The 13052-nt window shown below is 40.9% G+C and carries 14 protein-coding genes and 10 tRNA genes; 5 read left to right on the top strand and 19 right to left on the bottom strand.

The genetic code is table 11. From position 1 onward, the window contains the following. Window positions 1-93: 93 nt before the first annotated feature. Window positions 94-1236, bottom strand: a complete 1143-nt coding sequence (tgt, locus tag O3650_RS08645; RefSeq protein WP_001285237.1) for a tRNA guanosine(34) transglycosylase Tgt — start codon at window positions 1234-1236, stop codon at window positions 94-96. 350 nt (window positions 1237-1586) lie between these two features. On the opposite strand from tgt, the gene O3650_RS08640 reads away from it, so the two are divergent. The 5 genes from O3650_RS08640 (at window position 1587) to O3650_RS08620 (ending at window position 3926) form a co-directional block, all read left to right on the top strand. Continuing rightward, a complete protein-coding gene (locus tag O3650_RS08640; RefSeq protein ID WP_153193873.1) occupies window positions 1587-1955 on the top strand; it encodes a helix-turn-helix domain-containing protein in 369 nt (122 codons plus the stop codon). Beyond that, window positions 1955-2188 (top strand): hypothetical protein, encoded by a 234-nt coding sequence (locus tag O3650_RS08635; protein WP_049512785.1) that lies wholly within the window; start codon window positions 1955-1957, stop codon window positions 2186-2188. Before O3650_RS08640 ends, O3650_RS08635 begins: the two co-directional genes overlap by 1 nt. Further along, window positions 2188-2451: a type II toxin-antitoxin system RelE/ParE family toxin gene (locus O3650_RS08630; protein ID WP_153193874.1), complete on the top strand. Its 264-nt coding sequence runs from the start codon at window positions 2188-2190 to the stop codon at window positions 2449-2451. The genes O3650_RS08635 and O3650_RS08630 overlap by 1 nt, the downstream gene beginning before the upstream one ends. Window positions 2452-2542: 91 nt before the next feature. Next, complete coding sequence (locus tag O3650_RS08625) at window positions 2543-2962, top strand: tyrosine-type recombinase/integrase (RefSeq protein ID WP_228113264.1); 420 nt, start codon at window positions 2543-2545, stop codon at window positions 2960-2962. A gap of 106 nt (window positions 2963-3068) precedes the next feature. After that, entirely contained in the window at window positions 3069-3926 is an 858-nt protein-coding gene (locus O3650_RS08620) for a DUF975 family protein (RefSeq protein WP_033675856.1), read from the top strand. Between the two features lie 26 nt (window positions 3927-3952). On the opposite strand, the gene pcp is transcribed toward O3650_RS08620, so the two are convergent. The 18 genes from pcp to O3650_RS08530 form a co-directional block, all read right to left on the bottom strand. After that, window positions 3953-4597 (bottom strand): pyroglutamyl-peptidase I, encoded by a 645-nt coding sequence (gene pcp, locus O3650_RS08615; RefSeq protein WP_023945695.1) that lies wholly within the window; start codon window positions 4595-4597, stop codon window positions 3953-3955. Between the two features lie 112 nt (window positions 4598-4709). After that, entirely contained in the window at window positions 4710-5072 is a 363-nt protein-coding gene (locus O3650_RS08610) for a DUF1304 domain-containing protein (protein WP_061087522.1), read from the bottom strand. Window positions 5073-5082: 10 nt separating this feature from the next. Continuing rightward, the gene (locus O3650_RS08605) at window positions 5083-5508 is read right to left on the bottom strand and encodes a MarR family winged helix-turn-helix transcriptional regulator (protein WP_194250513.1); all 426 of its coding nucleotides are present in this window, start codon (window positions 5506-5508) and stop codon (window positions 5083-5085) included. 318 nt (window positions 5509-5826) lie between these two features. Continuing rightward, window positions 5827-7029: a LysM peptidoglycan-binding domain-containing protein gene (locus tag O3650_RS08600; protein WP_261084345.1), complete on the bottom strand. Its 1203-nt coding sequence runs from the start codon at window positions 7027-7029 to the stop codon at window positions 5827-5829. A 162-nt stretch (window positions 7030-7191) separates the two neighbouring features. Further along, window positions 7192-7815 carry an HAD family hydrolase gene (locus O3650_RS08595; protein ID WP_153193877.1) on the bottom strand — a complete coding sequence of 208 codons (624 nt, stop codon included), beginning with the start codon at window positions 7813-7815 and terminating at the stop codon, window positions 7192-7194. 3 nt (window positions 7816-7818) lie between these two features. Continuing rightward, window positions 7819-9099, bottom strand: coding sequence for an MATE family efflux transporter (locus O3650_RS08590; protein WP_153193878.1), 1281 nt, complete (start codon window positions 9097-9099; stop codon window positions 7819-7821). Window positions 9100-9159: 60 nt separating this feature from the next. Beyond that, window positions 9160-10644 carry a threonine synthase gene (gene thrC, locus O3650_RS08585; RefSeq protein ID WP_153193879.1) on the bottom strand — a complete coding sequence of 495 codons (1485 nt, stop codon included), beginning with the start codon at window positions 10642-10644 and terminating at the stop codon, window positions 9160-9162. A gap of 75 nt (window positions 10645-10719) precedes the next feature. Continuing rightward, window positions 10720-11997: a gamma-glutamylcysteine synthetase gene (locus O3650_RS08580; RefSeq protein WP_153193880.1), complete on the bottom strand. Its 1278-nt coding sequence runs from the start codon at window positions 11995-11997 to the stop codon at window positions 10720-10722. Window positions 11998-12104: 107 nt separating this feature from the next. Further along, window positions 12105-12188 (bottom strand) — tRNA-Leu (locus tag O3650_RS08575). Between the two features lie 9 nt (window positions 12189-12197). Continuing rightward, window positions 12198-12269, bottom strand: a tRNA-Gln gene (locus O3650_RS08570). A 13-nt stretch (window positions 12270-12282) separates the two neighbouring features. Continuing rightward, a tRNA-His gene (locus tag O3650_RS08565) sits at window positions 12283-12355 on the bottom strand. A 14-nt stretch (window positions 12356-12369) separates the two neighbouring features. Beyond that, window positions 12370-12440 (bottom strand) — tRNA-Trp (locus tag O3650_RS08560). 4 nt (window positions 12441-12444) lie between these two features. After that, a tRNA-Tyr gene (locus O3650_RS08555) sits at window positions 12445-12525 on the bottom strand. A gap of 12 nt (window positions 12526-12537) precedes the next feature. Further along, window positions 12538-12610 (bottom strand) — tRNA-Phe (locus O3650_RS08550). A 3-nt stretch (window positions 12611-12613) separates the two neighbouring features. Beyond that, window positions 12614-12687 (bottom strand) — tRNA-Met (locus O3650_RS08545). 10 nt (window positions 12688-12697) lie between these two features. Next, a tRNA-Ser gene (locus O3650_RS08540) sits at window positions 12698-12787 on the bottom strand. Window positions 12788-12869: 82 nt separating this feature from the next. After that, window positions 12870-12943 (bottom strand) — tRNA-Ile (locus O3650_RS08535). A gap of 34 nt (window positions 12944-12977) precedes the next feature. Then, window positions 12978-13048, bottom strand: a tRNA-Gly gene (locus O3650_RS08530). Between the last annotated feature and the right edge of the window lie 4 nt (window positions 13049-13052).

Genomic DNA, 13052 nt, shown 5'->3' with positions numbered 1-13052 from the left:
TATTCTCCCTTTCATTGTACACCTTATTCTATCAAAAAAAGAAGAAAAATCCCAAGAGAAAACTTAGGATTTTTAGCTTATATCAATTCCAGTTTAGAAATTACGGCCTGACTTATTATAGCCATATTTTTCAACAAAATACTCACGGAATTCCAAGAGATTGTCATCCATAATGGCTTGTCGCACTTGCTTCATCAGATTGAGCAAGAAGTAAAGGTTATGGTAGCTAGTCAAGCGGATACCGAAGGTTTCATCAGCCTTGAGCAGGTGACGAAGGTAGGCGCGTGTATAGTTCTTACATGTATAGCAATCACACTCAGGATCCAGTGGTGTAAAGTCCTCAGCAAACTGGGCATTTTTGACAACCAAACGTCCCTGACTGGTCATACAAGTACCATTACGAGCGATACGAGTCGGCAAGACACAGTCAAACATATCTACCCCACGAATCACTCCATCAATCAAGCTATCTGGCGCTCCCACCCCCATCAAATAGCGAGGTTTATTTTCAGGTAGCAGTTGGGTTGTGAAGTCCAATACGGCATTCATCTCTTCGTGGGTTTCTCCCACCGCCAAACCACCGATAGAGTAACCTGGAAAGTCCATGCTGACAAGGTCGTGAGCTGATTGGCGACGCAAGTCTTCAAATCCCGCCCCCTGCACAATCCCAAACAACCCTTGGTCATGCGGACGACGATGAGCCTTCAAACCACGCTCAGCCCAACGACTGGTACGCTCGATTGATTTCTTAACGTAGTCATATGGTTGATAAAACTGAGGACATTCGTCAAAGGACATCATGATGTCTGAACCTAGATTATTCTGAATAGAGATGGCTTTTTCTGGCGATAAGAACATCTTGGAACCATTGAGATGGTTTTTAAAGGTTACTCCTTCTTCTGTGATATTACGGCTATCTGCTAAGGAATAAACCTGGAAACCACCACTATCCGTCAAAATTGGCTGATCCCAATTCATGAACTTATGAAGTCCACCTGCGCGTGCGATGAGTTCATCTCCTGGACGAAGCCAGAGATGATAAGTGTTTGACAGGATAATTCCCGAACCCATCTCCTTCAATTCTTCAGGCGACTGAGTTTTGACAGTGGCTTGTGTCCCAACTGGCATAAACATAGGTGTCGGGAAGGTACCGTGGGGAGTGATGATTTCTCCCAGACGAGCTCCCGTGTGTTTTTCTTTCTTAATCAAACGATATTTGATTGGTGAATCTGACATTTTTTACCTCCGAAGCTGGGAAAGACAGTCCCAGTTCATACTTTGTGCCCAAGGGCATACTGTATGATTTTATCAAAAAAAGCCGGAACTGTCACGAACTATGGTGTATAATGCTTGACAAATTTAATGTATATCATTAAAATGAAAGCATAATTAAAAACTTGATAAAACATTACATCTATCAACTTATTCGCTCGCCAAAGCTATTTATTTTTAGATAAGTTTTGACTTCGTTTTTTACTAACTCATTAACTTACAAAAACTATTATAATGCCTCGAATCAACTTTTCTATTTTTTAATGAGAAATATTAAATGTTTTTGTCATATTCTCAGAAAGGTTGACAAATCAATGTTTCAGACATTTGACAGAATTAAAGAACTTGCCAAAAAGCAAGGATTTTCAATAAATTCATTGGAAGAAAAACTTGGGTACAGTAAGAATACTATTTATAATCTAAAAAATTCAAAACCATCCACTGAAAGAATTTCAGAAATCGCTGACTACTTCAATGTATCCACCGACTACCTGCTCGGACGAACAGATACCCCTGCTATCGCTGGGAGTGATGAATTTGCTCAAGTAAACGGACAAATCATAGACTTACGCAAAGCAGCAGCCAACACCATGTTATTTGACGGGAAACCACTAAATGAAGATGATATCGACTTCATTACATCCGTCCTATCCGCCCACTTCAAAAGCAAAGGAGAACGCTAATGACTATCACTATCAACTTCACAGAAAAAAATTCCTACATCACGGACTACTTAAACAAACACGGTATCGATACAACGACCATGGATTTTGACGACTTCATGGCACTCATGGAAGATATCGAAGACGCACGAGCAGCCGACCAAGCCTATATGGAGTATTTAGCCGACCCAGTTACTTATACCATGGATGAGGTCTTGGATGAACTAGGACTAACTCGAGAGGATATTGCTTAATGTATCGGCTAGATATTGATAAAAAGGCTCTCAAGCAACTTAAAAAACTAGATACCCCAACAAGAAAACAAATCCTATCCTGGCTTGCTAAAAATATTGAAAACACGACCAATCCACGACAACACGGAAAAGCACTAAAAGCCAACCTTGCAGGTTACTGGCGATACAGAGTAGAGAATTACCGTATCATCTGTGATATCCAAGACGATAAACTAGTCGCCCTAGCCGTGGAAATCGCCCACCGCAGAGATGTTTATAAATAACGAAGGAGAACTATGACACTCGCTAAACTCTGCGAAGAATATCAAGTAGAGCTTTGTCTCTTCGACGGTTCAAACTGGCACAGTTTGGCTCCTGAACAACAAATCCAAAAGAAGTAAGAGGATTATCACTTTAGACTATGAAACGCTGAATGTATTAAAACTCTGGAAACGTCAGCAAATAAAAGAATATTTCCAGGCTGGTGTGCCTTATAAGCATGATTCGAATTATATTTTTACGAACAATGGCGGGGGATGGCTTTTAGCTGCAACTATGAAAGTGAAACTTTTAAGATTCTTTCGTAAACACAATAATCTTAAAAAAATTTCGCCTCACGGGTTTAGACATACGCACGCTTCTCTCCTATTTGAAGCTGGTATTACAGCCAAAATTATTTCGGACAGATTAGGTCATAATAATGTTCAAACTACCCTTGATATGTATACCCACATCAACGATAATCAACGTGTTGAAGTCGTTAATCAGCTCATGGATTTCATCCGCTCCAGCTAAAAGTAGTGTCGTATTCAATTTCGTATTCACTTTTACTTAACACGCTAGAAACCCACTGATTTCAAATGATTAGCAAGCTATGTACTATTTATGGTATAATGAGAGAATGAAATACCCAAAAATTGATTTAAAAACCGTTCGTCTGCAGGCTAGACAATTTCAATCTGAAAATCCCCGCCTCTTTCTCGTCTATCTCTTACCTAGTATACTGGTCATCTTGTCTGGCTTCCTCAATCCCTTAGAGCGCATCAACGAGAGTGTTTTAGAACAACCCTTTGTAAGCGTGTTTGGCCATGTATTCCAAGCCTACCTTTTTCCACTATTAGTCTCCTTTATCGGAGCTATTCTTCTAACCAGTTCAGTCTATACAACCCTAAAACTCATCAAGAATCCAGATACAGAACTATCCGTCAAAAATAGTCTTACTCTCTTTAACGAAGTACACTTTTCACAAACCTTTTTGACTCTACTTCTCAAACGTTTCTATCTCTTCTTATGGAGCATTCCTAGTTTGCTTGGGATTTACCTCCTTTTTTACAGTAGCTTTCTAGCAAAGAAATTCGTTGCAATCCATCCTGAATTTCCCAATCTGGATCTCTCGTCAGTTGAAACGGAGCGTTTCCTCATGACCTTTGGTCTCTATTTTCTAGCAAGTATCCTCTTGATGATTGTCGGAAATAGTCTCTATATTCCACAATACTATGCCTATTCGCAGGTAGAATTTCTCCTCTGTGACACCCTAGACTTAGGACAAGCCAAACCAGGACAAATCCTTAAAACCAGCCGTTTCTTAATGAAAGGTTACAAAATTCAGCGCTTTATTCTAGACCTACAACTCCTTCCTTGGTATTTCCTCAATTGGATTACCTTTGGAATTGCTAGTTTTTCACTCCTACCCTACATTCAAATCAATAAAATAATTTTCTACCGAGCAGTACTGGCTCGAAAACGTCCAAAAGCTTGAAGGTTGTTCCCTCAAGCTTTTTTCTATCAATGAGTTTCTCCGCCTACCAACTTGAGGTCCTGATCTCCATGTTCGATAATGGCGCCGATTGCCGCTTCTATCCCTCGCCTAATATCCACTAAACTCATAGCTGGGGTAGTCGGTCGATTCACCACCTGTTCCATCATATAAGGAATATGCATAAAACCTGCCTTAACATGTGGAAATTTCTTTTCTACCAAATAGAGGGCCTGATACATCAAATGATTGCAGACAAAAGTCCCTGCCGTATTGGAAACAGAGGCCGGCAATCCCTCTTTTTTTATAGCTTGAACCATCGCTTTAATCGGCAAATTACTAAAGTAGGCCGAAGCACCATCCGGGCGAATAGGAAGGTCAATCGGTTGGTTACCATCATTATCAGGAATGCGTGCATCGTCTTGGTTAATGGCCACTCGTTCAGGCGTCAAGCTAGATCTTCCACCAGCTTGGCCGATACAAAGGACAAAGTCAGGTTGATAACGACTCATCTCTTCTTCCAATACTTGGGCCGATTTGTGAAAGACTGTTGGTACTTCTAGCCAGCTGACCTCAGCGCCATGGATTTCAGATGGCAAACCTTTAATGGCCTCCAAAGCTGGATTGACCTTTTCCCCTCCAAAGGGCTCAAAACCTGTCACTAATACTTTCATTTCTAACTCCTCAAAACTAATTCAATGAGACTTTTTTCTTAAAAACAAGTATAACATATTTCTCTTCTTCTGGAGTGAAAAGGACTAGAAAGACTAAGATTGACCTTTGAACTTATTTAAAGAGTAAAATACTAATCAAGGCCAAAATAGCTGGTCCACCTTGCTTCAAAATAATTTTCTTATCTGCTGTGAGAGAGCCATAAGCCGCAGCACCAATCACAAATAAAACAAAAATAGTCACAATTTCTAAATTCTGTGAGAAATAAATTCCATACAAGAGAAAGACTCCTAACAAAGCATTATAAATCCCTTGATTTTTAAACAATGAACTTACTGACGGACGAGCCAGTTCTTCCTTGTCCATGTTAAAGACACGACTAGTCGCATCTGATTGCGTTGCAATACTTTCCAAATAAAAAATGTAAAAATGCTCCAAAGCAACGATCGTTGCTAAAATGATTGTAATAATTGACATCTATTTCTCCTTAGATCTCTATATTCTCAATACCCAAAACCAATTTATTTAATAAACGGCTGAGTTCTGTTCTTTCAGACTCTGTTAAGATACTTTCCATCGCTTCTTTAACCTTGATATGCTTCAGAGGAGGATTCACCACTAACTGCTCCTTGGCATACTTCGTAGCCTCTACCAACACTTCTCGCTGATTTTCAGGATTACGATGACGCTCCACCAAACCTTCCTTTTCCAGAATTTTGAAATGTCGTGTCAAGGCGGCCTGATCAATCTTCAAACGCTCCTGAACCGCTATTTGATTACAAGGGGAATGCTTCAACAAAAATAATAAAATCTGATACCGTGTCAAACTAATCCCAAGTCTTTTTTCAAACAATTGCGTGCTCGCTTGCTCAGACAAGCGGAGTTGATAAAGTAAATCTTGAATCTCTAACATTTCTTCCTTCTTTCTGTTGACTTATCAATAGTTGACTAATCAAATATAATACAAAGTAAAATAAATTGCAAGAATGTTGCTTCAATCATTACAAAATGGTAACTTCCATTTTCCATCCATATTGATACTCAATGAAAATCAAAGAGCAAACTAGGAAGCTATCCGTAGGTTGCTCAAAGCACAGCTTTGAGATTGCAGATAAAACTGACGTGGTTTGAAGAGATTTTCGAAGAGTATGACAAAGAAAAAACGAACGAGACTCGCTTCCTATCACGAAAGCTAGATCTCATTCGTCAAAATGATATTACCAAGTCTGGTTTATCCATTCATTGAAACGTGAACGTGGTCATAGTGGTTTTCTGTCACACTACCACGGTCTGGCATTGGGTTCCAAGTATTAGCTGGTCCATATTTGCTATCGAATGGAGCATAGAAACGTTGTTTCCAGATAATGTAACTAATTCCACGGCTGGCCATGTTTTGAATAGCGTATTCCGCAAGCTTATCCCCTAGTTCTGAGCTTTCTGGTACCATGAAGTCGATAGCCAAACCTTTTCCGTGATCTCCACTGTCTCCTGGACGGTAACCACTAAAGGATGTGATGCCAAACAAGTTAGCAATTTCTTCTTTAAAGGCAGCTGTTTGTGGTTGAAGGCCTGCATTTTCAGATTTCGCTACCGCAAGTCCAGCATAATCGGGCGCTGCTGGAGCCGCGTAAGTTGTTGAAACTGTTTTCTTCTCTTCTAGTTGATAAGTAGAAACTGCTGGTGTAGCTTCACTTGATGCTACTTCTTTTACTTCTTCTAAACTTGTTGCAGTTGTTTCTATTGCTTTTTCTTCTACTGGAGTTGTAGTTGTTTCCACTGTTGACTCAGCCTGAGGGCTTGCTTGTGTTTCCTCTTTCTCAGCTGGAGTCGTTGCCTGAGGAGCTGCTTCTGCAACTGCATTGCTTGTTTCGGCTATTTGCTTCTCTGAAACAGAATTTCCTGTAGATGGCGCGACTTCTTCTGCAGTAGTAACTGTCTCTGCAACTTCTGAACTTGATGCCACTTCTTTTGTTCTTGTAGTTTCTACCGCTTTTGGATCTTCTGCAATCGGTTGAGAAAGATCTGCAACCTGAACAGTTTGAGCATCAACGGTCACTTGATTGGTTGTCAAATCTGCTGTCGCAGTTGTCACTTCCTCACTAGAAGCTGCTCGAGGAGTTTGGATTTCAACTTCTGTTACTTCTTCTGCTTCATTGACAGTCGTTGTCAAAACGGTTTCTGGGAAAATCAGGTCCATATTGGTGATTTTATTCAAATTCGCAAGAACTGTGATATCTACACCCAAGGCTTCTGCAATTGTGCTCAAGGTATCACCATACTGAACGGTATAACTTGTTTTGTTGTCCGTTTTAGTCAAATCATTTTGGATTTGTTCAACACTACGTGCAGTCCAAAGAACTTCTTCTGCTTGGGTTGCCAATACTGGGGCAAATGACAAGGCTACTGTTGAGGCTAATAATATTCTTTTCTTCATTCTTTCAAATTCCTTTCAAATGAGTACCTGTCTATGATAACACAAAAAATGCAGAAAAAAAGCCCTCTCGGGCCTATTTAATAAAACTGTCTATCCCTTGTAACAAACTCGATTAGTTGAAATAGTTTGTTAGGTCACTGTCACAAAATTGACACAATCTTTTTATCGCTCAGCCTCAAAAATACGGGAAATATCTGCTAAGGCTTGAATCCTGTGATTGCCTTCATAAGTTGACTCTAAAAAATTGATACTTTGAATCCCACTATTCTGGGCAAATTCCACATCCAAAGTTCGATCCCCTATATAATAAGTATTATCAAGATTCAACTGATACTTGTCTATCAGATAGGTAGCCGCTTCTGGACTTGGCTTGCGCGCAAAGCCACTCTGACTGGTTAAAATCTCTGTAAAATAAGATTCCAAACCCAGGTCTCTTAGAATAGCAAAAGCATTGTCTCCCTTATGAGTATAAACAAACTGCTGAATTCCTGCTTGGTCTGCCCAAGCTAGCACCTCACGCGCACCTGGCATCAAGACTACCTGAGCATTCTTCTCAGACAGACTCTGGGCACGCACCTGATTTAGCACTTTCACATCCAGTTTTCTCTCTTCTGCCACCTCCACAAGCAAATCCTGTACAGAATACTTGAGGATAAACTCTCTCACCTTCTCCTTATCATAAGGAATAGCAAATTGGCCAAAGGTCTCCTCAATCCCTGACAAAATCGCTTCGTAAGAGTCCAATAAAGTTCCGTCTAAATCCCAAATAAAAGCTAATTTTTGCATTTCCTATCCTTTCAAGCTCATATAATGCTGGTAACGGTAGCGTAGAAATAACCAACGAAAACCATTATCCAAAAGGGTTCCAGCCCAAATACCAGGCAAGCCCCAACCAAGAACAATCCCCATCAGATAGGCTGTCCCAATGCGGATACACCACATCCCTATACTTGTCGCATAAAAGGGAAGCCGAGCATTCCCCAAGCCCTGCCAAACAGCCGTATAGATGACTGTTCCCGTCGTCATAGGAGTCCCTAAAAGTGAGAAAAGAGTCACTAGAACACTAGCCTCCACCGCTAGAGGATCAGTCGTATAGAGATGAGTCAGTGGTATTCCTAAGGCATAGACACTAATCGTCAAGGGCAACATGAGAAGCAGAGAAAGCCAAAAGGTTTGCTTGCTCAAACTAGCTACTCTTTTCCAATCATCCTCTCCAACTGCTCGAGCTACCAGCATGACCGTTGCCGTAGCAACTCCAAAAGCAGGCATGTAGTTAAACTGGGTCAAGACTTCTCCGATTGCATTTCCAGCCACTGCCTCTGTCCCAAAAGAAACAACCAAGGCAATGATAAGGACATCACCAGCCCGCATCATAAGCCGCTCTCCAGCTGCTGGCAAAGCCAAGGTCAATAGTTCCTTATCTAAACCAAAAGTCGGTTTCTCAAAAGGCAACTTTAATTGCGACCATAAAATCACAAGACCAACCAAACGAGACAGAATAGTCCCCCAAGCAACACCAGCTATCCCCATATCCAAAACAAAAATAGCTAGACTTGAAAAAAGAATATTCAAGGCATTGGATAAAAAACTAACATAAAGGGGCAAACGTGGATTATGCGTTGCACGAATCAAGGCTCCCAGACTAGTCATTAAACCTAAGAGAACAATTGATCCGCCTACCAAAGATAGATAGAGTCCACCACTCTCAGCTACATCTCTCTCCGTCCCCAAAAGTTCTATCATCTCTTGCCCAGCGAAGATGGACAAAGATCCTAAAAGGAAACTTAATATTAAGGTAATCTTCAAGGCCTCAGTCACATGATAGACCAACTTCGACTGGTCTTTCTGTCCCAAACTTTTTGAAATAACACTGGAAATAGCAGATCCCAGAGCTATGAAAATCGCCTGATAAATCGTGATAATATTGCCAGCTACTGATACACCTGAAATAGCTATCAATCCTAAATGAGCAACTAAATAACTGTCCACCATCCCCATGAGCATTTGCAAAAAGTTTTCTCCCATAGCTGGCAAGGCAATATTAAGAATGTCTTTATTTTTCTTAAACAATCTTTCCTCCTGATTAAAAGAAACTCAGTTGATTTCCCAACCGAGTTTACTCCCTCTATCTTAAAGCCCTAGATAAGCCTCAACCGCTGCTTGCATGTCAGTGGCTGCCACTGTCGTCTTATGACGAACAGGAGCAGTCTCAAGCCCATCAACTGCAGGTGGTACAGCCACTCCTGAGATTTCATGTAATTGAGCCAAGGCTTCAAAGTCAGTCAAACCTACTTTCCCTGTCACAGCTTCTACGGCAACCACTGGGAACTTGTATGGACTCGCTGTTGAAGCAATCACTGTCTTAGTCGCATCGCCAGTAGCCTCTTGGTATTTCTTATAAACTGCCGAAGCAACCGCTGTATGTGGATCCTCGATATAAGAGTCTGACTCATAAACACGCTTAATTTCTGTCGCTGTTTCTTCCTCAGTCGCATATTCAGCTGCAAATAGTTCAAGAATCTCTGAATCAAAGTCTGTCAACTCATATTGTCCTTGCGTGTTCAAGGCGTTCATAAGTTCAGCTGTCTTAACCGCATCATTCCCCAAAAGATGGAAAATCAAACGCTCCAAGTTTGAAGATACCAAGATATCCATAGATGGGCTAGTTGTTACCTTAAACTCACGTTTCTTATCGTAAACACGTGTCTTGAAGAAGTCTGTCAAAACATTGTTATCATTTGAAGCACAGATCAATTTACCAACTGGGAGACCGATTTGTTTGGCATAAAAGGCAGCCAAGATATTTCCAAAGTTTCCAGTCGGCACTGTGAAGTTGACCTTATCACCAGACACAATCTCACCAGTCTTGACCAATTGGGCATAGGCATAAACATAATAAACAATCTGTGGCACCAAACGACCGATATTCATAGAGTTAGCTGATGAAAATTGCAACTTGTTGGCCGCTAATTTTTCACGAAGAGCCACGTCGTTAAACATGTGCTTCACATTTGTTTGGGCATCGTCAAAGTTACCATCAATGGCGATAACATGAGTATTGTCACCAGTCTGAGTGGTCATTTGCAACTCTTGTACCTTGCTGACACCATCCTTTGGATAAAAGACGATAATCTCAGTGCCAGGAACATCAGCAAAGCCTGCCATAGCAGCTTTTCCAGTATCACCAGATGTCGCTGTCAAGATGACAATCTTGTTCTCCAAACCATGTTTCTTAGCAGCTGTTGTCATAAAGTATGGCAAGATAGACAAGGCCATATCCTTAAAGGCAATCGTTGAACCATGGAACAGTTCCAAGTTATATTGTCCATATAATTTCACTAATGGCGCGATAGCTGGAGTATCAAATTTGCTATCGTAGGCATTGTTGATACAGTAGTCCAACTCCTCAGCTGTAAAGTCATCTAAAAATGCTGAGAAAACTAGCTTAGCAACTTTCTGGTAAGAAGCATCTTTCAATTTGTCAAAGTCCAAATCTACCTTTGGATAAGTGACCGGTGTAAACAAACCCCCGTCCGACGCCAAACCTTGTAAAATAGCTTGGCTGGCAGTTACTGTATTGTTAGCATCACGCGTTGATTGATAAACTAATGTCATTACTCTCTATCCTTTATCTATAGTCTCTTCTATTATATCATGATTTTTTAGAAAATTCTCGCTTTATAAGAAAAATTATAGGCTCAATTCTTCTTGCAAAGGCTGTAAATAGGTCATTTCTTGCTTATTTCTCATCTCCAGTCCTTCCTCAGCTAGCAGGAGTAAGTCTTTAGAAAATTCCATAATCGCAGTTTCTTCCTCATCTGTAAGCTTTTTCTTAGAAAATTGCCGTCTTAAAAACTTATAATTTCTCCCAAATTCTTTAAAGAAAGGTGCTGTTTCTAAGTAAGCTTCTAACTTATCTAAATTAACCAACAATCCCAAGTGAAAAGCTGCTGAAGCGAAGGTTCTATCTAGAGGTTGAGTACACACACTACGAAATTCAACTGTTCCCCGAGTCGTTAAGTCCTGGTACTGGTAACTACGATGAGTTTCAAAGTCTTTCTCTTGAGGGTAAATAAGAACCTCATCCCCATTAAGATCAAATGCTTGGATTTCAGGTGTCGCCAGATAGTCTCTTGCCTGAATCGGATAAAAATAATAGGTTTGCCCATCACGTTCCGCAGTAAAAATTGCAGAATGATCTAGATAATCAAAAAAATCATCCTCATCTTTAAAGAGTCTAGCATTGACCCCAACATTCTCTGAATAGATACCATGCATAGATTCTTCCCAGAAAATATCCCTTGAAATTTTCGTATCCCAATCTGCACCAGAAAACTCAGAATTTGCAAATAAATAAGCCTTAGCCGTTTCAATTTGAGAAAAAGCATTAATCACCCGTAAGAAGTTAAACTTTGAAACATCCAGCTGAACCTGACTCCCGCAGATAAAAGCTCCATAGTCAGGGAATTGATGTAAGTCTGATTCTGTCACATTTCTACTCAAATTTAAATAGTCCATCAACATGCGATACCGTGAGTAAGCAACTGGACTATTCTCATTTTTATCCCAGTCAGGATGAATGCCGCAGCCAACAATAGCATGGTTTGATTCAGCTAACTTTTTCTGAATCACATCCAGATAATTGTTGAAACGATTTTCGATTTCTTGAATCGTTTTAGCCTTACCAAATGCAAACTCAATCGTAGTATAGGAAACTTCAAATAAAATTGCATCTTGACTTACTGGATCTACTAACTGGATAGGATTCCCAAAATCATCAAACTTTTCGATAGTAAAATCCAAAGAAGAAACTAAATATCGGAATAAGTATTTGATAACTTCAACATTTGTAGCATCCCCTTCTAAATTTGCAACAGGATATTCCAGCTCAACTCCAATAAACAATTTAGGATTTTCTTTAATATTTTTCAAATACCGATGTTTTAATAAATCGATAGAACGAGACATACTTCCCTACACTTTCATAATCTAAATAAAATTTGAATAACTATCATTATACCAAAAATAATATAAAAAAGGAACGAAGATTTACAACGTTCCTTAACTCTATACTATACCGGCGGCCGGGGTCGAACCGGCACGTCCTTGCGGACACTGGATTTTGAGTCCAGCGCGTCTGCCAATTCCGCCACGCCGGCAAATAGTAACTGGGGTAGCTGGATTCGAACCAACGCATGAGGGAGTCAAAGTCCCTTGCCTTACCGCTTGGCTATACCCCAATAATATAAAATAGGCGAGTGATGGGGATCGAACCCACGCATGCCAGAGCCACAATCTGGTGTGTTAACCACTTCACCACACCCGCCATAATTCTATTAACACGGGCAGTAGGAATTGAACCCACACTGAAGGTTTTGGAGACCTTAGTTCTACCTTTAAACTATGCCCGTAAAATGGAAGGGGAGGGATTCGAACCCCCGAACCCGAAGGAGCGGATTTACAGTCCGCCGCGTTTAGCCTCTTCGCTACCCTTCCAAAATATATAAATGGCGCGAGACGGAATCGAACCGCCGACACATGGAGCTTCAATCCATTGCTCTACCAACTGAGCTACCGAGCCTTATTGCGGGAGCAGGATTTGAACCTACGACCTTCGGGTTATGAGCCCGACGAGCTACCGAGCTGCTCCATCCCGCGTTAATACAAAAGGAGGATGTGGGATTCGAACCCACGCACGCTTTTACACGCCTGACGGTTTTCAAGACCGTTCCCTTCAGCCGGACTTGGGTAATCCTCCAAAATAGTTTATACGGGAACAAACCCGTGTCCTCTTAGTGAAAAGATAATGTTTCAATTCTCTAGTAATGGACTAAATACTATGGGCACGAGTGGACTCGAACCACCGACCTCACGCTTATCAGGCGTGCGCTCTAACCACCTGAGCTACGCGCCCAAGTTAAAAACTTGGTACAAAGAACAAAGTTCAAAGCGGGTGACGAGAATCGAACTCGCGACAACAGCTTGGAAGGCTGTAGTTTTACCACTAAACTACACCCGCTTAA

The sequence above is a fragment of the Streptococcus sp. 20925_1_24 genome (assembly GCF_041432335.1).
Lineage (GTDB): Bacteria > Bacillota > Bacilli > Lactobacillales > Streptococcaceae > Streptococcus > Streptococcus mitis_BM.
The sequence above is the reverse complement of the archived record's forward strand: the minus strand, read 5'-3'. Positions and strand labels throughout refer to the sequence as shown.

Coding starts and splice junctions, on each gene's coding strand:
- tgt (WP_001285237.1), bottom strand. CDS start 1,236: ATGTCAGATTCACCAATCAAATATCGTTTGATTAAGAAAGAAAAACAC.
- O3650_RS08640 (WP_153193873.1), top strand. CDS start 1,587: ATGTTTCAGACATTTGACAGAATTAAAGAACTTGCCAAAAAGCAAGGA.
- O3650_RS08635 (WP_049512785.1), top strand. CDS start 1,955: ATGACTATCACTATCAACTTCACAGAAAAAAATTCCTACATCACGGAC.
- O3650_RS08630 (WP_153193874.1), top strand. CDS start 2,188: ATGTATCGGCTAGATATTGATAAAAAGGCTCTCAAGCAACTTAAAAAA.
- O3650_RS08620 (WP_033675856.1), top strand. CDS start 3,069: ATGAAATACCCAAAAATTGATTTAAAAACCGTTCGTCTGCAGGCTAGA.
- pcp (WP_023945695.1), bottom strand. CDS start 4,597: ATGAAAGTATTAGTGACAGGTTTTGAGCCCTTTGGAGGGGAAAAGGTC.
- O3650_RS08610 (WP_061087522.1), bottom strand. CDS start 5,072: ATGTCAATTATTACAATCATTTTAGCAACGATCGTTGCTTTGGAGCAT.
- O3650_RS08605 (WP_194250513.1), bottom strand. CDS start 5,508: ATGTTAGAGATTCAAGATTTACTTTATCAACTCCGCTTGTCTGAGCAA.
- O3650_RS08600 (WP_261084345.1), bottom strand. CDS start 7,029: ATGAAGAAAAGAATATTATTAGCCTCAACAGTAGCCTTGTCATTTGCC.
- O3650_RS08595 (WP_153193877.1), bottom strand. CDS start 7,815: ATGCAAAAATTAGCTTTTATTTGGGATTTAGACGGAACTTTATTGGAC.
- thrC (WP_153193879.1), bottom strand. CDS start 10,644: ATGACATTAGTTTATCAATCAACGCGTGATGCTAACAATACAGTAACT.
- O3650_RS08580 (WP_153193880.1), bottom strand. CDS start 11,997: ATGTCTCGTTCTATCGATTTATTAAAACATCGGTATTTGAAAAATATT.